Annotated in this window: 19 protein-coding genes; 2 read left to right on the top strand and 17 right to left on the bottom strand. The window is 70.6% G+C overall.

Annotation, left to right across the window (positions count from 1 at the left end; all coding sequences use genetic code 11):
• Positions 1-37: 37 nt before the first annotated feature.
• From N865_RS07420 to rpmE, 16 genes are all read right to left on the bottom strand, one after another.
• A complete protein-coding gene (locus tag N865_RS07420) occupies positions 38-1423 on the bottom strand; it encodes an NAD(P)/FAD-dependent oxidoreductase (RefSeq protein WP_034803525.1) in 1386 nt (461 codons plus the stop codon).
• Between the two features lie 222 nt (positions 1424-1645).
• Positions 1646-3106 (bottom strand): F0F1 ATP synthase subunit beta, encoded by a 1461-nt coding sequence (atpD, locus tag N865_RS07425; RefSeq protein ID WP_034803527.1) that lies wholly within the window; start codon positions 3104-3106, stop codon positions 1646-1648.
• 27 nt (positions 3107-3133) lie between these two features.
• Positions 3134-4069, bottom strand: coding sequence for a F0F1 ATP synthase subunit gamma (locus N865_RS07430; RefSeq protein ID WP_034803528.1), 936 nt, complete (start codon positions 4067-4069; stop codon positions 3134-3136).
• Between the two features lie 130 nt (positions 4070-4199).
• Positions 4200-5831 carry a F0F1 ATP synthase subunit alpha gene (atpA, locus tag N865_RS07435; protein ID WP_034803530.1) on the bottom strand — a complete coding sequence of 544 codons (1632 nt, stop codon included), beginning with the start codon at positions 5829-5831 and terminating at the stop codon, positions 4200-4202.
• A 72-nt stretch (positions 5832-5903) separates the two neighbouring features.
• Complete coding sequence (locus N865_RS07440) at positions 5904-6716, bottom strand: F0F1 ATP synthase subunit delta (RefSeq protein ID WP_034803531.1); 813 nt, start codon at positions 6714-6716, stop codon at positions 5904-5906.
• Positions 6716-7315 carry a F0F1 ATP synthase subunit B gene (locus N865_RS07445; RefSeq protein WP_034803533.1) on the bottom strand — a complete coding sequence of 200 codons (600 nt, stop codon included), beginning with the start codon at positions 7313-7315 and terminating at the stop codon, positions 6716-6718. Before N865_RS07445 ends, N865_RS07440 begins: the two co-directional genes overlap by 1 nt.
• A gap of 51 nt (positions 7316-7366) precedes the next feature.
• Positions 7367-7576 (bottom strand): ATP synthase F0 subunit C, encoded by a 210-nt coding sequence (atpE, locus tag N865_RS07450; protein WP_020142944.1) that lies wholly within the window; start codon positions 7574-7576, stop codon positions 7367-7369.
• An 87-nt stretch (positions 7577-7663) separates the two neighbouring features.
• Complete coding sequence (gene atpB / locus N865_RS07455; RefSeq protein ID WP_034803534.1) at positions 7664-8449, bottom strand: F0F1 ATP synthase subunit A; 786 nt, start codon at positions 8447-8449, stop codon at positions 7664-7666.
• A gap of 118 nt (positions 8450-8567) precedes the next feature.
• On the bottom strand, positions 8568-8876 hold the full coding sequence (locus tag N865_RS07460; protein ID WP_211244875.1) for an AtpZ/AtpI family protein: 309 nt from the start codon (positions 8874-8876) through the stop codon (positions 8568-8570).
• 14 nt (positions 8877-8890) lie between these two features.
• Positions 8891-9364, bottom strand: a complete 474-nt coding sequence (locus N865_RS21670; RefSeq protein WP_157557603.1) for a hypothetical protein — start codon at positions 9362-9364, stop codon at positions 8891-8893.
• A 125-nt stretch (positions 9365-9489) separates the two neighbouring features.
• On the bottom strand, positions 9490-10587 hold the full coding sequence (locus N865_RS07470) for a glycosyltransferase family 4 protein (protein ID WP_034803537.1): 1098 nt from the start codon (positions 10585-10587) through the stop codon (positions 9490-9492).
• Between the two features lie 28 nt (positions 10588-10615).
• Positions 10616-11896, bottom strand: a complete 1281-nt coding sequence (locus N865_RS07475) for a serine hydroxymethyltransferase (RefSeq protein ID WP_034803539.1) — start codon at positions 11894-11896, stop codon at positions 10616-10618.
• An 82-nt stretch (positions 11897-11978) separates the two neighbouring features.
• Positions 11979-12737 (bottom strand): L-threonylcarbamoyladenylate synthase, encoded by a 759-nt coding sequence (locus tag N865_RS07480; protein WP_034803540.1) that lies wholly within the window; start codon positions 12735-12737, stop codon positions 11979-11981.
• A complete protein-coding gene (gene prmC / locus N865_RS07485) occupies positions 12734-13645 on the bottom strand; it encodes a peptide chain release factor N(5)-glutamine methyltransferase (protein WP_051510314.1) in 912 nt (303 codons plus the stop codon). Before prmC ends, N865_RS07480 begins: the two co-directional genes overlap by 4 nt.
• Positions 13642-14724: a peptide chain release factor 1 gene (prfA, locus tag N865_RS07490; protein WP_034803541.1), complete on the bottom strand. Its 1083-nt coding sequence runs from the start codon at positions 14722-14724 to the stop codon at positions 13642-13644. The genes prmC and prfA overlap by 4 nt, the downstream gene beginning before the upstream one ends.
• Before the next feature lie 111 nt (positions 14725-14835).
• Positions 14836-15051, bottom strand: coding sequence for a 50S ribosomal protein L31 (gene rpmE / locus N865_RS07495; protein ID WP_034803542.1), 216 nt, complete (start codon positions 15049-15051; stop codon positions 14836-14838).
• Positions 15052-15281: 230 nt separating this feature from the next.
• On the opposite strand from rpmE, the gene N865_RS07500 reads away from it, so the two are divergent.
• Both N865_RS07500 and N865_RS07505 read left to right on the top strand, forming a co-directional pair.
• Positions 15282-16925: a LuxR C-terminal-related transcriptional regulator gene (locus N865_RS07500; protein ID WP_169735714.1), complete on the top strand. Its 1644-nt coding sequence runs from the start codon at positions 15282-15284 to the stop codon at positions 16923-16925.
• 184 nt (positions 16926-17109) lie between these two features.
• Positions 17110-18228 (top strand): flavin-containing monooxygenase, encoded by a 1119-nt coding sequence (locus tag N865_RS07505; protein WP_034803545.1) that lies wholly within the window; start codon positions 17110-17112, stop codon positions 18226-18228.
• 73 nt (positions 18229-18301) lie between these two features.
• Here N865_RS07505 and rho read toward each other — a convergent pair.
• Positions 18302-19949: transcription termination factor Rho (gene rho, locus N865_RS07510; protein ID WP_034803547.1), on the bottom strand; the 1648-nt coding region annotated here is incomplete at its 5' end.

Raw genomic sequence — 19949 nt, forward strand, 5'->3', positions numbered from 1 at the left:
GTGGGGGCCCGCCCAGCGGCATACGGGAGTGGAGGCGTCAGTCCGAGGCGACGCGTGGTTCGCGGTCCTTGGCCAGCCGCGGCAGCTCGGGCTTGAAGTCGGCGCCGAGGTCCTGGATCGCCGTCCGCGCGAAGACCTGCTGCTGCGTCACGACGCGCTCGGCCCGGCCCCGGCCGAGGAAGCTGATCGCCCAGTGGAGCAGCGTCGTCACGCGGTGCTTGAACCCGATGATGTAGACGAGGTGGACCGCGAGCCACATGACCCAGGCGATGAACCCGCTGAACTGGGCCTTGCCCACCGAGGCGACGGCCGAGAAGCGGGAGATCGTCGCCATCGATCCCTTGTCGAAGTACTCGAACGGACCCTTGGGCGGCTTGCCCTCGAGGCGCCTGCGGATCTGGTCCGCGGCGTAGCGGCCACCCTGGATCGCGACCTGCGCGACCCCCGGCAGGCCCTTGAGCGCCATCATGTCGCCGACGACGAACACCTCGGGGTGGCCGGGCAGGGTCAGGTCGTCCTGGACCTCGACCCGGCCGGCGCGGTCGATGCCGGCGCCCGACTGTTCGGCGAGCTGGCGGCCGAGCGGTGACGCGCTGACGCCGGCCGCCCACACCTTGCAGACCGACTCGATCCGCTCGCGGGTGCCGTCGCCGAGCTCGACGTCGATGCCGGTCGAGTCGACGCCGACCACCTTCGCCCCGAGCCGGACCTCGACGCCCATCGTGTCGAGGCGCCGCTCCGCGCGGTCGCCGAGCTTCTCGCCGAACGAGCCGAGCACCTGGGGTGCGGCGTCGAGCAGGACGACGCGGGCCTTCGCCGGGTCGATCCGGCGGAAGTCGCGGCGCAGCGTGCGGTGCGCGAGCTCCGCGATCTGACCGGCCATCTCCACGCCGGTGGGACCCGCACCGACGACGACGAACGTCATGAGGCGCTCGATCTCGGCCGGGGTCGAGGCGAGCTCGGCGAGCTCGAACGATCCGAAGATCCGGCCACGCAGCTCGAGCGCGTCGTCGATCGACTTCATGCCCGGCGCATGGCGGGCGAACTCGTCGTTGCCGAAGTACGACTGGCCCGCGCCCGCGGCGACGATGAGCGAGTCGTACGGCGTGACGGTCTCGCGGCCGACGGCGGAGTGGGTCACCGTCCGCGCCTCGAGGTCGATGCGCTGCACGTCGCCGAGGAGCACCTTGGCGTTGTCCTGCCGGTGGAGGACCTCGCGCGTCGCCGGCGCGATCTCGCCCTCGGACAGGATGCCCGTCGCGACCTGGTAGAGGAGCGGCTGGAAGAGGTGGTGGGTCGTGCGGGCGATGAGCGTCACGTCGACGTCGGCCTTCTTCAGGCGCTGCGTGCTGAAGAGGCCGCCGAAGCCGGATCCGATGACGACGACCCGGTGGCGTGCGCTGGACTGGCTGGACGATGTCACGATGCTCCTTGTCGAACTCTGGGACCTTCGGTGGCGTCGGTCCGCATCCCAGTCAACACCGGGCTGGCACCTGCCATGCCCGGCGAGTTGGTCCGCGAGACGGCCCGGGGAAACGCACAGCGCCGATGTCCCGTGCGGGACACCGGCGCTGGCATGGTGCTGGTCGTGCTGGTCGTGCTGGTCGAGCTGGTCGAGCTGGTCGTGCAGGCGTGCTGGTGGGACTCAGAGGTTCTTCTGGATCTCCGCCCACTGGCGCTCGACGTCGTCGAGGCCACCGCACATGAAGAAGGCCTGCTCGGCGACGTGGTCGTACTCGCCGTCGGCGATCTTCGTGAAGGCCTCGACCGTGTCCTTGAGCGGGACGGTCGAGCCCTCGATGCCGGTGAACTGCTTCGCGACGTAGGTGTTCTGCGACAGGAAGCGCTGGATGCGGCGAGCGCGGTTGACGAGGATCTTGTCCTCTTCGGAGAGCTCGTCGATACCGAGGATCGCGATGATGTCCTGCAGCTCCTTGTTGCGCTGGAGGATCGACCGGATCCGCACCGCGGTGCTGTAGTGGTCCTGCGCCACGTAGCGCGGGTCGAGGATGCGCGAGGTCGAGGTCAGCGGGTCGACGGCGGGGTAGATACCCATCGACGCGATGTCACGCGAAAGCTCGGTCGTCGCGTCGAGGTGCGCGAACGTCGTCGCGGGGGCGGGGTCGGTGTAGTCGTCGGCCGGCACGTAGATCGCCTGCATCGAGGTGATCGAGTGACCACGCGTCGAGGTGATGCGCTCCTGGAGCGTTCCCATCTCGTCGGCGAGGGTGGGCTGGTAGCCCACGGCGGACGGCATACGGCCGAGGAGGGTCGAGACCTCGGAGCCGGCCTGCGTGAAGCGGAAGATGTTGTCGATGAAGAGGAGCACGTCCTGCTTCTGGACGTCGCGGAAGTACTCCGCCATCGTCAGCGCGGACAGGGCGACGCGCAGACGCGTGCCCGGCGGCTCGTCCATCTGGCCGAAGACGAGGGCGGTCTGGCCGAGGACGCCGGCCTCCTCCATCTCGACCATGAGGTCGTTGCCCTCACGGGTGCGCTCGCCGACACCGGCGAACACGGAGACACCACCGTGGTCGCGGGCCACACGGGCGATCATCTCCTGGATGAGGACGGTCTTGCCGACACCGGCACCACCGAAGAGGCCGATCTTGCCACCCTGGACGTACGGGGTGAGCAGGTCGATGACCTTGATGCCCGTCTCGAACATCGTGGTCTTGGACTCGAGCTGGTCGAAGGCCGGAGCCTTGCGGTGGATGCCCCACCGCTCCTTGACCTCGAGGGTCTCGCCCTCGGCGAGGTTCATGCACTCGCCCGTCGTGTTGAAGACGTGACCGAGCGTGACGTCCCCGACCGGGACGGTGATGGGGCCACCGGTGTCCTGGACCGCCGAGCCGCGGACGAGGCCGTCGGTGGGCTGGAGGGAGATGGCGCGAACCATGTTGTCGCCGATGTGCTGGGCGACCTCGAGGTTGATGTTCTTCGTCTCACCGCCGAGCGCGACCTGCGTCGTGAGCAGGTTGTACTGCTCCGGCATCGCGTCGGCGGGGAACTCCACGTCGACGACCGGGCCGATGATGCGAGAGATGCGTCCGACGCCGCCCGCGGCCGGAGCCGTCCAGGCGGTGTCGCTGACAGTTGCAGTCATGGTGGTCTGCTTCCTTACCTGTGGGCGTTACTTCGTTGCGTCGGCGAGGGCGTCTGCGCCGCCCACGATTTCGCTGATCTCTTGGGTGATGCCGGCCTGGCGGGCCTGGTTGGCGAGGCGCTCGTACTTCTTGATGAGCTCGCCGGCGTTGTCGGTCGCCGACTTCATCGCGCGCTGGCGGGCGGCCAGCTCGGACGCGGCCGAGCTGAGCAGCGCGGTGAAGATGCGGTTGCGCACGTACTTCGGCAGCAGCAGGTCGAGGACCTCGGCCGCGTTGGGCTCGAAGGAGTACTCCGGGGGGATCTCGCCCTCGCCGTACGTGTTGACGGACAGGTCGAGGTCGTCCTCGCCCGCGTCCTCGGCCTCGACGACCTCGAGGGGCAGCAGGCGCAGCACGTGGGGGTCCTGGCGGACCATCGAACGGAAGCGGGTGTAGACGATGTGGATCTCGTCGTTGCCGCCCTCCTCGGTGTCCTTGAGGAAGTCCGCGGTGATCCGGTCGGAGATCTCCTTGGCGTTGGCGAACGTCGGCGCGTCGGAGAAGCCGGTCCACTCGGCGGCGTAGGGCCGCTTGCGGAACTTGTAGTAGCTGACGGCCTTGCGTCCGACGAGGTAGGGAACGACTTCCTTGCCCTCGGCGGTGAGCCGCGAGATCAGCTCGGCGCTCTCCTTGATCGCCGACACCGAGTAGGCGCCGGCCAGACCACGGTCCGCGGTGATGATGACGACGCCGGCCCGCGTGGCGGTCTCCTTCGCCGTCGTCAGGGGGTGGTCCTCGTTGGTGTTCGTGGCCACTGCGGAGACGGCGCGGGTCAGCGCGATCGTGTACGGCATCGCCTCGGTCGCCTTCTGGCGAGCCTTGACGACGCGTGCGGCCGCGATCAGCTCCATCGCGTTCGTGATCTTCTTGATGGAGTTGACGGACTTGATGCGCTGGCGGTAGATCCGCATCTGCGCTCCCATGTGCTCCGCCTCTCTTGGTCTCGGTGTGCTGCTGGGTCGTTACGTTCGGGGTGGGCGCGAGGCCCTGTCCCGTATGCCGCCGGGCGGGCTCACGCTCTCGCGTCCGCGCCCAGCGGCATACGGGGGTGGATCACTTCTGCTTGACGATCTTCGCCTGGGTGATCTGGTCCTCGGCGATCTCGTCGAACTCCTCGTGGCCGGCCTCGAGGCCCTCGCGGCCGGTGCCGCGGAAGGTGAACTTGACCTCGTCGACGACCTTGGCGAGAGCGGCCTCGGTGTCCTCGTCGAGCTTGAGCGTCTCGCGGATCGTCTGGAGGATCGAGCCGTCGCGACGAAGGGTCTCGAGGAGCTCCTTCTCGAAGCCACGGACGTCCTCGACGGCGACGTCGTCGAGCCTGCCGGTCGTGCCGGTCCAGATCGAGACGACCTGCTCCTCGACGGGGTACGGCGAGCTCTGCGGCTGCTTGAGCAGCTCGACGAGACGGGCACCGCGGGCGAGCTGGGCGCGCGAGGCCGGGTCGAGGTCGGAGGCGAACATGGCGAACGCCTCCATGGCGCGGAACTGCGCGAGGTCGAGCTTGAGTCGACCGGCGACCGACTTCATCGCCTTGATCTGCGCGGCGCCACCGACTCGGGAGACCGAGACACCCACGTCGATTGCCGGACGCACGTTGGCGTTGAAGAGGTCGGCCTGGAGGTAGATCTGGCCGTCGGTGATCGAGATGACGTTGGTCGGGATGTACGCCGAGACGTCGCCGGCCTTCGTCTCGATGATCGGCAGACCCGTCATCGAGCCGTGGCCGAGGTCGTCGGACAGCTTGGCGCAACGCTCGAGGAGCCGCGAGTGCAGGTAGAAGACGTCACCGGGGTAGGCCTCGCGGCCCGGCGGACGACGCAGGAGGAGCGACACGGCGCGGTAGGCCTCGGCCTGCTTGGACAGGTCGTCGAAGACGATGAGGACGTGCTTGCCCTGGTACATCCAGTGCTGGCCGATGGCCGAGCCGGTGTAGGGGGCGAGGTACTTGAAGCCGGCCGAGTCGGACGCGGGGGACGCGACGATCGTGGTGTACTCGAGCGCGCCGGCCTCCTCGAGGGTGCCGCGGACCGACGCGATCGTCGAGCCCTTCTGGCCGATGGCGACGTAGATGCAGCGGACCTGGGCGTCGGGGTCGCCGGACTCCCAGTTGCGCTTCTGGTTGATGATCGTGTCGATCGCGACCGTGGTCTTGCCGGTCTGGCGGTCGCCGATGATCAGCTGGCGCTGGCCGCGGCCGATCGGCGTCATCGCGTCGATCGACTTGATGCCGGTCTGGAGCGGCTCGTGCACCGACTTGCGCTGGACGACCGTCGGGGCCTGGAGCTCGAGGGCACGGCGGGTCTCCGCCTTGATCTCGCCGAGGCCGTCGATCGGGTTGCCGAGCGGGTCGATGACGCGGCCGAGGAAGTCGTCGCCGACCGGGACGGAGAGGACCTCGCCCGTGCGCTTGACGGCCTGGCCCTCCTCGATGCCCGCGAAGTCACCGAGGACGACGACGCCGATCTCGTGGACGTCGAGGTTGAGCGCGAGGCCGAGCGTGCCGTCCTCGAACTGCAGCAGCTCGTTGGTCATGGCCGAGGGCAGACCCTCGACGTGAGCGATTCCGTCACCGGCGTCGGTGACGCGGCCGACCTCTTCGCGGGAGGCCGCGCCGGGCTCGTAGGACTGGACGAACGAGTCCAGTGCGTCCCGGATCTCCTCCGGACGGATCGAAAGCTCCGTCATGTCAGATCTTCTCCTCGGTTTCGACCCGCCTGCGCGAGTCGGTGGTGTTCAAAGCTGGTGGTGTTCGAGGGCTCAGGCGCCCATGGCCCGGCGTGCGCCGTCGAGCTTGCGGATGACGGTCCCGTCGATGAGCTCGTCACCGATCTCGACCTTGACTCCGCCGAGGACCCGAGGGTCGACGACGGTGTTGACGTGGACCTTGCCGCCGTAGATCGACGACAGCCCGGCCGCGAGGCGGTCGCGCTCCTCGTCGCTCAGCGGGACGGCCGACGTGACCGTGGCGGTCTGCTGGTCGCGCCGCGTGGAGGCAATGTCGAGGAAGTGCCCGATCGTGTGGTCGAAGCGACGGCCTCGGGGGGCCGTGACGGCCTGACGAACGAGCAGGAGCGTCTCGTCGGCGACCTTGCCGGTCAGGAGCGAGTCGACGAGGGCACTGCGCTTGTCGGCCGGCACGCTCTCGTCGGTCAACGCCGCGCGCAGGCCGGCGTCGGCTGCGACGATCCGCTCGAACCGGAAGAGCTGGTCCTCGACGGTGTCGGCCCGGTCGCCCTCCTCGGCGGAGGCGATGACGGACTCGACGGCATACGACTCGATGGTGTCGGAGAGGTCACGCTCCGAGCTCCACCGCTGGCCGAAGACACCCTTGAGCACGGCCAGCGCCTCGGCGCTCACCTTGCCCCCGAAGAGGCGCTCTGCGAGGGCCGCCTTGTCTGCGCCCTCGCGGGACGCATCGGCGACGGCCCGTCGCAGGGTGGCGTTGCCGTCGAGGACGGCGACGACAGCGAGGAGCTCCCCGGCCAACCGCGAGCGGTCGGCACCGGCTGCGAGGGCGCCGGTGAACGCGTCGCGGCTCGCCGCCGCTGCTGCGCGCGAGGATCCCTGCATCAGGCGTCACCCTCGCTGGACGTCGGCGTGCCGACCTTCTCGCGGACGACGTCTCCGGACTCGAGCTCGGCGAGGAAGCGCTCGACGATGCCCTTCTGGCGGGTCTCCTCGTGGAGCGACTCACCGACGATGCGGCTCGCGAGGTCGGTCGAGATCCGACCCACGTCGTTGCGCAGCGAGACGACGGCCTGCTGGCGCTCCGCCTCGATCTGCTTGTGGGCCGTCTCGGTGATCCGAGCCGCCTCGGCCGCCGCCTGCTCACGCATCTCGGCGATGATCTGCGCGCCCTGGGCCTTGGCGTCCTCACGGATGCGCGAGGCCTCGGCGCGGGCGTCGACGAGCTGCGCCTGGTACTGCTCGAGCGCGGCCTGCGCCTGGGCCTGGGCCTCCACGGCCTTGTTCATGCCGCCCTCGATGGCCGCGGTGCGCTCGGCGTAGATCTGCTCCAGACGCGGCACGACCATCTTGGCCACGATGTAGTAGAGGATCGCGAAGCACGCGAGCCCGAAGAAGAACTCCAACGGGTGCGGGATGATCGGCGCCGCGGTGGCCCAGAAGCCCCCCTCGCCGCCTTCGGCGGTCACGGTCACTGCTTGCATGCGGTTCTCCTGAACGAGATGCGAAAAGTGCGTCGGCTGCCCGGAAGGGCGTCAGCCCTTGAAGACGAACGCGAGCGCGATACCGAAGATGGCGAGCGCCTCGGTGATGGCCATGCCGAGGAAGGCGATCGGCTGGAGCATGCCGCGAGCCTCGGGCTGACGGGCGACGCCGTTGATGTAGGCGGCGAAGATCAGACCGACACCGATACCGGGGCCGATGGCGGAGAGGCCGTAACCGAGGATGGCGATGTTGCCAGTCATGTTGATTCCATTTCCTTCTTGTCGGTCCCGCTGGCGGTTACCAACGGGGCTGGGGTGAAGCGTGCGTGGAGCAGTGGAGCGGCCGGCTCAGTGCTCGTCGGCGACGGCGCCGGCGATGTAGAGGGCGGCGAGGAGGGTGAAGACGTAGGCCTGGAGGAACTCGACCAGCAGCTCGAAGAGCGTCATGACGAACGCGAAGATCCAGGTGACGCCGCCGGCGATCACGAGGACGCCGCCCGAGGTCAGCATGTACCAGCCGCCCGTGATGAACAGGACGATGAGGATGTGGCCGGCGAACATGTTGCCGAAGAGTCGCAGGGCGAGCGTGACGGGCCGGGTGAAGAGGTCGGTGATGAGCTCGAGGAAGAAGATGAAGGGGACCATGGCCTTGGGCAGGCCCGAGGGGACGAGCGACTTCCAGTACCCGATGAACCCGTGCTTCTTCATGCCGACGACGTGGAAGACGACCCAGACGATGAGCGACAGGGCGATCGGGAAGCCGATCCGGCTCATCGTCGGGAAGCTCATCGGCGGGATGACGCCGAAGAAGTTGTTGGTCAGGATGACGACGAAGAGGGTGAAGAGCAGCGGCACGAAGCGCATGAACTCACGGCTGCCGATGAGGTCCTTGGCGATGCCGTTGCGGACGATGCCGTAGATCGCCTCGGTGCCCATCTGCCCGCGACCGGGCAGGACCGCCTTCTTGCGCGTCGTGGCGAGCAGCCACCAGGCGACCAGGATGACCGACAGCGCCATGAGCAGCATCGGCCGGGTGATCGCAAGGGGTCCGTCCGTGCCGAAGAGCGGCTGCCAGAACTCCTCGATGCCTGGCGGCGTGTAGTCCGCCGGGGCGACGGTGGCCACGATGCTCACAGAAAACTCCTTCGAATGCGCGGGGCACTACGGCTGATGATGGGCCGCGACGCGCGTGGAGCGCTCTCGGCGGACCCGAAGATCGATGTGCTAGGGGTGCGGTCCGGTGCCACCCAGTTCAGTGAGAACCGTACCGGAACCAGATCAGGTAGAGCGACAGCCCCATCCCGGCCACGATGCCCACCCCGACCAGCCAGGACGTGCCCAGCCAGTGGTCCGCGAGAGCACCGAGACCCCCGTAGATGAGGGGTCCGGAGAGCATGTACGCGACAGCCCGCCACGCGGCGTCCTGCTCGCGGCTGTTGAAGCGGCGCAGCTCCTCCGCCTCGTCGGGCTTCACGTCCGGCTTCACGTCCGGCGTCTCGTCCGGCGTCTCGCCCGGCTCGTCCGGTCGCGGGGTGGGGTCGGGGGGTGGGGTGCCGGTCATGGCGACCTCCGTTCTCACGAGTCATCGCGCGGGTCCTCCGGCTCCCCCGGCTCCAGGGAGGCCTCTCCCTCGGGGTCGTAGGCGAAGATCCGGAGGCGCTTGTAGGCGCGCATCTCGAAGAAGAGCCAGACGAGGGCGCAGACCGTGATGCTCAGCCCGACGGCATACCCGGAGACCCACGAGACGTCGCGCAGGAGGAACATGGCCACGCCGAGGACGATCACCTTGAAGGTGTAGGTCGCCATGACGACCATCATCACGGTCGTCGGTGCGAGGTCGGCCGTCCGCTTCATGACGAGGAGCGTGAGGCTGAAGAAGAAGATCACCAGGGCTGCACCGAAGGCGGCCGACCAGGCGGCCTTGGGGCTGGAGAACAGCCCGACGACGACGCACACCGCTCCTGCTGCCAGCGTCGGGAACAGGGACCCGCGCAGCAGCTGCGCGAACGCATCGGACTGTGATGCGTTCTGGGCCGGGGTGGCGCTCAAGGAGAACCTGCCTGCGTCGGTCGGCGTCGGACAGTGGGATGGGGGTGGGTTCAGCTGGTGCGGAAGGGGATCCGCGGCACCTGACGAGCCGCTCTCAGACTCCCCTCAGGCGCTTGTGAATGCTATCACAAGCGTTCGGAGGGCCTCCACCTCGGCAGTCCCAGCGTGAGCACCGCCCCCACCACGGCGGCCGCGACGACGGCGACGAGCGGCGCCCAACCGTCCCAGATGACGAAGGAGACCGAGCCGAGGGCGACGATCGCCGCCCACATGTAGAGGATGAGAACGGCCCGACGGTGACCGTGGCCGATCCGGAGCATCCGGTGGTGGAGGTGCTTGGCGTCGGGGTGCCAGGGTCGCTGGCCGGCGAGCGTGCGGCGCAGGACCGCGAGCACCATGTCGAGGAGGGGCAGGAGCAGGACCGCGAGGGGCACGAGGATCGGCAGGAAGGCGCCCGTGACCTGGTTGGCCGTGACGGCTCCGGGGTCGACGTTGCCCGTCAGGGTGATCATCGCCGCGGACAGGAGCAGCCCGAGCGTCAGCGCCCCCGCGTCACCCATGAACAGGCGAGCGGGGTGGAAGTTGTGCGGGAGGAAGCCGGCGCAGCAGCCGACGAGCGCGGCCGAGATGAACGTCGCCGTGGAGAAGACGTTGGCCGGGACGAACGAGCGCGACACGATGTAGCTGTAGATGAAGAACGCGAGCGCGGCGATGCCGACGATCCCCGCCGCGAGCCCGTCGAGCCCGTCGATGAAGTTGACGGCGTTGGTCGTCGCGATGACGACGAACACCGTGAAGAGGACGAGCACCGGGACCGGCAGCACCGTCACGCCGAAGATCGGCAGGGACAGCAGCTGGACGCCCGTGTAGGCCATCAGCCCGGCGGCGAGGATCTGGCCGGCCAGCTTGGTCAGCCAGTCGAGCTCACGGATGTCGTCGAACGCCCCGAGCAGGCAGACGATGCCACCCGCCGCGATGACCCCGAGGATCTCCCGGGTCGAGAAGAGGGTGCCGAGGTAGGGCAGCGACCGTGCGACGAGCGCGGCAGCGACGAACCCGATGTAGATCCCCACTCCCCCGAGCCGTGGGATCGGCATCGTGTGGACGTCGCGGTCGCGCACGGCCGTGAACGCCCCCGTCGCCACGGCGAGGCTGCGCACGAACGGCGTGACGAGGTAGGTCACGCCTGCCGCGACGATGAGGATGAGGACGTACTCGTGCACGTCGCTGCCCCGGCTCCGGCGTCTCTCGTCAGCGGGGGTATGCCGGGAAGCGCGTCACGAGGTCGGTGACCTCGGCACGCACCGCCTTGCTCACCGCGTGGTCGGGATCGGCGTCGCCCTCGGTGATCGCCCGGTGGATGAGCGAGGCGATCTGCTTCATCTCCTCGGTGCCCATGCCCTGGGTCGTGACCGACGGCGTGCCGACGCGGATGCCCGAGGCGATGTTCGGCTTCTGCGGGTCGAAGGGGATCGCGTTCTTGTTGAGGACGATGCCGGCGGCGTCGGCACGGGCCTCGGCGTCCTTGCCCGTCACGCCGATGCCCTGCAGGTCGAGCAGGGACAGGTGCGTGTCGGTCCCGCCCGTCGTCGGGCGCACGCCGAGCTCGAGCAGGCTCGCGGCGAGCTGCTGGCTGTTGGCGATGACGTCCTTGGCGTACTGGGCGTACTCGGGGCTCGCGGCCTCCTTGAAGTTGACCGCCTTGGCCGCGATGGTGTGCATCTGCGGGCCGCCCTGCATCATCGGGAAGATCGCCTTGTCGAGCGCGGCGGCGTGCTCGGCCTTGCAGACGAGCGCACCCGAGCGGGGGCCGCGGAGGACCTTGTGCGTCGTGAAGGTGACGACGTCGGCGTACGGGACGGGCGAGGGGATGGCCTTGCCGGCCACGAGACCGATGAAGTGCGCCGCGTCGACCCAGAGGATCGCGCCGACCTCGTCGGCGATGGCCCGGAACCGCTCGAAGTCGATGAGGCGCGGGATCGCGGAGCCACCGGCGCAGATGACCTTGGGGCGGTGCTCCTTGGCGAGCGCCTCGACCTCGTCGTAGTCGATGTTCTCGGTGTCCTTGTCGACGCCGTAGCCGACGGCGTCGAACCACTTGCCGGAGAAGGAGACCTTGCTGCCGTGGGTCAGGTGGCCGCCCATGGGCAGCGACATCGCGAGGAGGGTGTCGCCCGGCTGCATGAAGGCGCCGTACACGGCCTGGTTGGCGCTCGCGCCGGAGTGGGCCTGGACGTTGGCGTGCTCGGCGTCGAAGAGCGCCTTGGCCCGCTCGATGGCGATCGTCTCGGCCTTGTCGACCTCGGAGCAGCCGCCGTAGTAGCGACGGCCCGGGTAGCCCTCCGCGTACTTGTTGGACAGGGTCGAGCCGAGGGCCGTGAGGACGGCCGGAGAGCTGAGGTTCTCGCTGGCGATGAGCTGCAGGCCGCCGCGGAGGCGGTCGAGCTCGGACAGGAGCACCCCGGCGATGTCCGGGTCGAAGGCCTGGAGGGCGCCGAAGTCGGAGCCGTAGAACGTCTGGTCGTCAGCCATGGGAGATCTCCGGGAGTGCGGGTCGGGTCGGGTGGGCTGCGCAGCGGAGCGCTGGGCGAAGGGGCGCTGGCGCGCCTCAACTCTATGGGGTCGGCACGGGGCCCTCCGCGGCCCCGTCCGAGGTGGCGTCGACCGTCGTGTCGCTGCCTGCGTCGGAGGTCGCCTCGTCGGCGGGGGCTTCCGCGACCGGGGCGGGTTCCTCGTCGGCGGCCGGCGAGGCCACGGCGTCGATGTCGGCCTGCGGGATGGCCCCGAGGCGCAGGGTCACGGGCGCGGCGCCGGTGCAGTCGACGATCGTCGAGGGGTCTCCCTGCGCGACGGGTCCGGCCTCGAGGTAGACGGCGACCGACTCCCCGAGCATGGCGCGGGCCTCGGCGGCGGTGCGGGCCGCCGGGTCGCCGGTCGTGTTGGCGCTCGTCACGGCCATCGGGCCGATCTCGCCGAGGAGCTCGAGGGCGATCTCGTGGTCGGGCACGCGCAGCGCGACCGTGCCGTTGGTCTCGCCGAGGTCCCAGTGGAGCGAGGTGTGGGCCTTGAGCACGACCGTGAGCGGGCCCGGCCAGAAGCGCTCCATGAGGCGCTGGGCATAGTCGGGCACCTCGGTGGCCAGCCCCTGCGCGGTCCGGGCGGTCGGGATGAGGACCGGCGGAGGCATGTCGCGCCCACGGCCCTTGGCCGCAAGGACGGAGGCGACGGCGCCGGCGTCGAAGGCGTCGCACCCGACGCCGTAGACGGTGTCGGTCGGCAGGACGACGACCTCTCCCCGGCGCACGGCCGCCGCAGCGGCCGCGATGCCGTAGGAGCGGCCTTCGGGGTTGGTGCAGTCGTAGTGCTCGCTCACGGGGCAGAGCCTACTTCCGTCAACCGTGAACCCGTCTCGGGCGTCCGCCGTCGAGCCGTCGTGACGCGCGGACGACCGGCGAGGTCCTCGTGGTCGGCGACCTCGTCCCAGGTTGCGGCCTGCTCGAGACGGCGCGGGAGGCTCTCCCCCTGCGAGTCGGCGTGCTCGATGAGCACGAGGCCACCGGGGCGAAGGAGGCGCGCTGCGACCGCCGCTGTCGCGAGCGGGATGGCGAGGCCGTCCTCGCTCCCCCCGTAGAGCGCCATCGCGGGGTCGTGGTCGCGCACCTCGGGGTCGAGGGGTACGGCACCGACCGGGATGTAGGGCGGGTTGATCGTGACGACGTCGACGCTGCCGGCCCAGTCCTCGAAGCAGGGAGCAGTCGCGTCGCCACGGACGAGCTCCACGTCGAGGCCGAGCCGGTCGCGGTTCGCGCTCGCCCAGGCCCAGGCGTCCTCGGACAGCTCGATGCCCCGGACCGTGACGTCGGGCCGCTCGTCCTTGACCGCAAGCGGGATCGCTCCCGACCCGCTGCAGAGGTCGACGAGGCGTATGCCGCCCGCCCCCGTCCCCGAGAGGCGGTCGACCTCCGCGAGGGCGAGGTCGACGAGGACCTCGGTCTCGGGGCGCGGCACGAAGACGCCGGGCCCGACCGCGAGCGTCAGCCGCCGGAAGTGCGCCCGGCCGGTGAGGTGCTGGAGCGGGACGCGGCTCGCGCGCTCGTCGACGAGGACGGCATACGTCTCAGGAAGCTCGCGACCACCGAGGACCATGAGGCGGCGCACCTCGGACGCGTCGACCCCGAGGGCGTGGGCCGCGAGCTCGACGGCGTCGAGGTCGGCCGAGGCGACCCCCGCCTCTCGCAGCCGCGCGGCCGCGGCGCGCACCGCGTCGCGCAGGTCGGTCACTCCGCACCCTCGGCGAGCGAGGCGAGCTTGGCGGCCTCGTCGGCGTCGATCGCGGACTGCACGATCGGGTCGAGCTCGCCGCCGAGGACGGCGTCGAGGTTGTAGGCCTTGAAACCGGTGCGGTGGTCGGAGATCCGGTTCTCCGGGAAGTTGTAGGTGCGGATGCGCTCCGAGCGGTCGACGGTGCGCACCTGCGAGCGGCGGGCCGCGGACGCCTCGGCGTCGGCCTCGTCCTGGGCCATCTGGTGCAGCCGCGCGCGGAGGACGCGCATCGCGGCCTCCTTGTTCTGCAGCTGCGACTTCTCGTTCTGGCAGGAGACGACGAGACCGGTCGGCAGGTGTGTGATGCGCACGGCGGAGTCCGTCGTGTTGACGCTCTGGCCGCCCGGCCCCGACGAGCGGTAGACGTCGATGCGCAGGTCGTGCGGGTCGATCGTCACGTCGACCTCCTCGGCCTCCGGCATGACGAGGACGCCGGCCGCGGACGTGTGGATGCGGCCCTGGCTCTCGGTGACGGGGACGCGCTGGACGCGGTGGACCCCACCCTCGTACTTCAGGCGGGCCCACGGGCCCTCGCCCGGTCCCGGGGTCCCCTTGGTCCTGATCGAGACCCGGACGTCCTTGTACCCGCCGAGGTCGGACTCCGTCGCATCCTCGACCTGCGCCCGCCAGCCCCGGGTCTCGGCGTAGCGGAGGTACATCCGGAGCAGGTCACCGGCGAAGAGCGCCGACTCGTCACCGCCCTCCCCCGCCTTGACCTCGAGGATGACGTCACGGTCGTCGTCGGGGTCGCGGGGGATGAGCAGCCGGCGCAGGTGGTCCTCCGCGGCGGCGAGCGCCTCCTCGAGGGCAGGCACCTCGGCGGCGAACCCGGCGTCCTCGGCCCCGAGCTCACGCGCGGCTTCGAGGTCGTCGCGGGCTGCCTCCCACTGCCGAGCGGCGGCCACGGTCGGCGCCAGCGCGGCATACCGCTTGTTGAGCGTCCGCACGAGGTCCTGGTCGCTGTGGACGGCGGGGTCGGCGAGACGCGACTCGAGGTCGGTGTACTCCTCGACGATCGACCGGACTGACTCACGCACGCTCGTTCACGCACCCTTCGGGGAGCCGCTGTGGATGCGGCCGCTGTGGGGCCGCAAAGACGAACGCCGGCCCCCGACGACCGAAGTCGTGGGAGCCGGCGTGCGGGAGACCTACTTGGCGGCCTTCTTGCCGTAACGGGCCTCGAAGCGGGCCACGCGACCACCGGTGTCGAGGATCTTCTGCTTGCCGGTGTAGAACGGGTGGCACTGCGAGCAGACGTCGGCCGAGATGTGGCCGGAGGTCGCGGTGCTGCGCGTGGTGAACGTGTTGCCGCAGGTGCAGGTCACGGTCGTCACCACGTACTCGGGGTGAAGGTCCTTCTTCATGTGTCTCCTTGAGGTGTACGGCCGGGTCGGTGTCATCGCGGGGGCTCCGCTCATCCGTGAACCGGTCCAAAGGAAGAGTGTGCCAGACGTGGCGCACCTCCCCAAAACGCGCACGCCCCCTCGGGCATTCCCTCGGGCATTCCCTCGGGGCCGTATGCCGCCGGGCCCGCTTCCGCCGGACCCGCCGGGGCGCGCGGGCGTGGGCGTATGGTCGACCCGAGGTGATGCACGTGCCCGACGGCACCATCGAGCAGGCGCGGGCCCTCTTCGACGACGGGGCGTGGTCCGAGTCCTTCACCGTGCTCGCGGGCCTCGACCGCGAGTCGGCGCTCGGCGGTCGGGACCTCGCCCGGCTCGGGGAAACGGCCTACCTGATCGGACGCGATGCCGAGGCGGTCGACTACCTCGGGCGCGCCTACGGGACCCTCCTCGGCCAGAGCCTGTGGGAGCAGGCCGCGACCTGTGCCTTCTGGGCGGCGTTCATCCTCGGCTCGCGTGGAGAGTTCGCGAGAGGAGCGGGCTGGGCCGGCCGGGCACGCCAGCTCGTGACGGACCAGGGCCTCGAAGGGGAGGCAGCCGCGCTCCTGCTCGGTCTCGACTCCCGGATCCTGCTCGAACAGGCCGATGCCGAAGGGGCGGGTTCCGCCGCGAGACGGGCGATCGAGCTCGGCACGCGGACCGGCGCCACCGACGCGGTCGTGCTCGCCCGGATGAACCTCGGCCACGCCCTGCTCCTCCAGGGCGACCCGGGAGCAGCCGCCTCCGAGCTCGACGAGGCCATGGTCGCCGTGACGGCGGGCGAGGCCAGCCCCTCGGTGGCCGGGCTCGCCTACTGCACGGCCGTCGGTGCCTGCTGGGTCCGCTGCGACCTGCCGCGCGCCCGCGAGTGGACCGCCGCCCTCGACCGGTGGTGCGAGGCACGCCCCGACCTCGTGCCCTACCGCGGACTGTGCCGGGTCCACCGGGCCCAGGTTCTCTCCCTCGCCGGGGACTGGCCCGACGCGACGCGGGAGGCCGAGCGGGCCGCGGGCCTGCTCGACCCGCCGGCGTCGGGAGACGCCCTCTACGAGCTCGGCGAGCTCTCCCGCCTGACCGGCGCGACCAGCCAGGCGGAGGACTTCTACCGCAGGGCCAACTCCGCCGGACGGCAGCCCGAGCCCGGGTTGGCCCTGCTGCGGCTGGCCCAGGGACGGGTCGCCGCGGCGGCGACGACGCTGCGCCGCCTCCTCGGAGAGGGACGCGGCTACCCCCAGCGGGCCGACATCCTCTGCGCCCACGTCGAGGTCATGCTGGCCGTGGGCGACCTCGAGGCCGCCCGGGAGTCGGCGGGCGAGCTCACCGCAGCTGCTGGGCACCTCGAGTCGGCGCTGCTCCGGGCTCGCGCCGACCAGTGCGCCGGAGCGGTCCTCCTCGCGGGCGGCGAGGCAGCCGAGGCCCTGAAGCGACTCGAGGCAGCGCGGCTGGCCTGGCAGGCGCTCGGGGTGCCACACGGTGTCGCGCAGTGCCGTGCCCTCATGGCCTCGTGCTACCGCGCGCTCGGCGACCTCGATGCGAGCACGCTCGAGCTCGACGCGGCGCAGGGGACCTTCGAACGGCTCGGCGCCGAGCCGGACCTCGCCCGGCTGCGCGACCGGGCTGAGGACGGGTCGGCGGCCCTGCGCCCGAAACACGGGCCCCTCACGGACCGGGAGGTCGAGGTGATCCGCCTCGTGGCTGCCGGCAACACCAACCGGATGATCGCCACGGCCCTCTTCCTCAGCGAGAAGACCGTCGCCCGGCACCTCAGCAACATCTACGCCAAGCTCGGCATCGGCTCCCGGGCCGCGGCGACGGCCTGGGTCTACGACCACGACCTCCACCGGCCCGCGGGCTGACGCTGCCCGCTGCCCGTGGCCTGGCGCCTGCTGCCTGCCGCCGGGCGCCTGCTGCCTGCCGCCTGGCGACCTGCACTGTTCTACCCACGCCCCGACGCGCGAATGGGCAGGTCGCCCGACGCGGCCGCCTCGTCGGTGCTCCTACGGTCGAGTCATCGCCATCGGCTCGACCCAGGAGGACGCCGTGAGCACCAGAGAGCACATCGACACCGTCATCGTCGGGGCAGGGCAGGCGGGCCTTGCGACGGCCTACTACCTCGGGCGGGCCGGCGTGCCGTGCCTCGTCCTCGACGAGCACGACCGGGTCGGCGACCAGTGGCGCCGGCGCTATGACTCGCTCCTGCTCAACACGCCGGCGCAGTACGACTCGCTCCCGGGGTGGGCCTTCCCCGCTCCACGGTGGACGTTCCCGAGCAGCACCGACATGGGCGACTATCTCGAGGCCTACGCCGGCCGGTTCGCGATCGACGTGAGGCACGGCACGCCCGTGACGAGCATCGAACAGCAGGCCGACGGCACCTGGGTCGTCTGCTGCGACGGAGCCGAGCTCGCGGCCCGCAACGTCGTCGTCGCCATCGGCGGTGAGCGCCACCCCAAGGTCCCCGCCCTGGCCGCCGAGGTCGATCCCGGCATCCGCCAGCTGCACTCGAGCACCTACCGCAACCCGGGCCAGCTGCTCCCCGGCCCCGTGCTCGTCGTGGGCGCAGGCCAGTCGGGAGCCGACCTCGCCCAGGAGGCGCAGCGTGCCGGGCACCAGACCTGGCTCTCGGGTCGGGTCCGCGGGCAGTCGCCGACGCCCGTCGACAGCAGGCGCGCCCACGTCCTGCTGCCCGTCCTGTGGTTCCTCGCCAACCACGTCCTCACGACGTCGACCCCGGCCGGTCGGCGGATGAAGCCCGTGGTCAGGATGGGCGGGACGCCCCTGGTCCGCACGCGCACGACGGACCTCGACGCGGCCGGCGTGACCCGGGTGGAGGCCCGGACCGAGGGGACCGAGGGCGGGCTCCCCCGCCTCGCCGACGGGCAGGTGCTCGATGTCGCGAACATCATCTGGTGCACCGGCTTCCGCCAGGACTTCAGCCTGATCCGCCCGTCCGTCACCGGCGAGGACGGCTGGCCGGTCGACGAGGCGGGCGTCGTCCCCGGCGCGAGCGGCCTCTACTTCGTCGGCCTGCTCTTCCAGCGCGGCTTCTACTCCATGCTCATCGGCGGTGCCTGGCGCGACGCACGGCGCATCGCCGAGCACATCGCGGGGCGCCCGCCGGTCGACCTGGGCGAGCGCACGTCGGCCCGCGTCGGGTGAGGGACCACGCTCGAGACGCACGTATGCCGCCGGGCTCAGCCCGGCGGCATACGTGCGGTCACTCCCCCGACCGTCAGTCCTCGTCGAGCTTGATCGAGCTCGTCTGCTGGACCTGGAGGAGGAACTCGTAGTTCGTCTTCGTCTTCTTGAGCCGGTCGATGAGCAGCTCGATGCCCTGCTGGTTGTCCAGGGCGGCGAGGACGCGGCGGAGCTTCCACATGATCTTCAGCTCCTCGGACGCGAGGAGAATCTCCTCCCGACGCGTTCCGGAGGCGTTGATGTCGACCGCGGGGAAGATGCGCCGGTTGGCGAGCTCACGCGAGAGGCGCAGCTCCATGTTTCCGGTGCCCTTGAACTCCTCGAAGATGACCTCGTCCATCTTGGAGCCGGTCTCCACGAGCGCCGTCGCGAGGATGGTGAGCGAGCCGCCGTTCTCGATGTTGCGCGCCGCACCGAAGAACTTCTTCGGCGGGTAGAGGGCGGCCGAGTCGACACCACCGGAGAGGATGCGCCCGCTCGCCGGCGCGGCGAGGTTGTAGGCACGACCGAGCTTGGTGATCGAGTCGAGGAGGACGACGACGTCGTGACCGAGCTCGACGAGACGCTTCGCCCGCTCGATGGCGAGCTCGGCGACGGTCGTGTGGTCCTCGGCCGGGCGGTCGAAGGTCGAGGAGATGACCTCACCCTTGACCGCGCGCTGCATGTCGGTGACCTCTTCGGGGCGCTCGTCGACGAGGACGACCATGAGGTGGCACTCGGGGTTGTTCGTCGTGATCGCGTTGGCGAGGGTCTGCATGATCATCGTCTTGCCGGCCTTCGCCGGGGCGACGATGAGGCCGCGCTGGCCCTTGCCGATCGGGGCGACGAGGTCGATGATCCGCGTCGTGAGGACCTGGGGCTCGGTCTCGAGCCGCAGGCGCTGCTGCGGGTAGAGCGGCGTCAGCTTCTGGAACTCGACCCGCTTGGCGGCCTCCTCCGGGGAGGAGCCGTTGACGGTGTCGAGACGGACGAGCGCGTTGAACTTCTGGCGCCCGACGCTGCCCGTCGGCTGCTCGCCCTCACGGAGCGCCTTGACGGCACCCGTGACCGCGTCACCCTTGCGCAGGCCGTTCTTCTTGACCATGCCGAGCGGGACGTAGACATCGTTGGGGCCGGGCAGGTAGCCGGAGGTGCGCACGAAGGCGTAGTTGTCGAGGACGTCGAGGATGCCGGCGACGGGCACGAGCACGTCGTCGTCCTGGACGAGCAGGTCGGCGTCGACCCAGTCCTGCGCGCCACCCTCGCGGGTGCGGCCCCGCTTGCGGTCACGGCTGCGCTGGCGGTTGCGGCTGCGGCGGCTGCCGCCCTCCTCGTCGTAGCGAGCCTGCTGGCCGGCACGGTTCTGCTGCCCGACCGGCTGGCCAGCCTGGTGCTGGCGCTCGCCCTGCTGGCGGTCGTCGTGCCCGCGCTCGCTCTGCTGGCGGTCGTTCGCCTGGCGGTCGTTCTGCTGGCGGTCGTACTGACCCCGCTCGCCCTGCTGCCGCTCGCCCTGCTGACGCTCGCCCTGCTGGCGGTCGTACTGCTGGCGCTCGCCCTGCTGGCGGTCGTACTGGGGACGCTCGCCCTGCTGGCGGTCGTTCTGCCCGCGGCCGGCCTGCCGCTCGTCCTGGGCCTGGCGGCTGCGCTGCCGGCGGCCCTCGCGGACCGGGGCGCCCTCGCCCTCGGCCTGGGCGGCCTGCTCG

This window comes from Intrasporangium oryzae NRRL B-24470, assembly GCF_000576595.1.
GTDB classification, from domain to species: Bacteria; Actinomycetota; Actinomycetes; order Actinomycetales; family Dermatophilaceae; genus Intrasporangium_C; species Intrasporangium_C oryzae.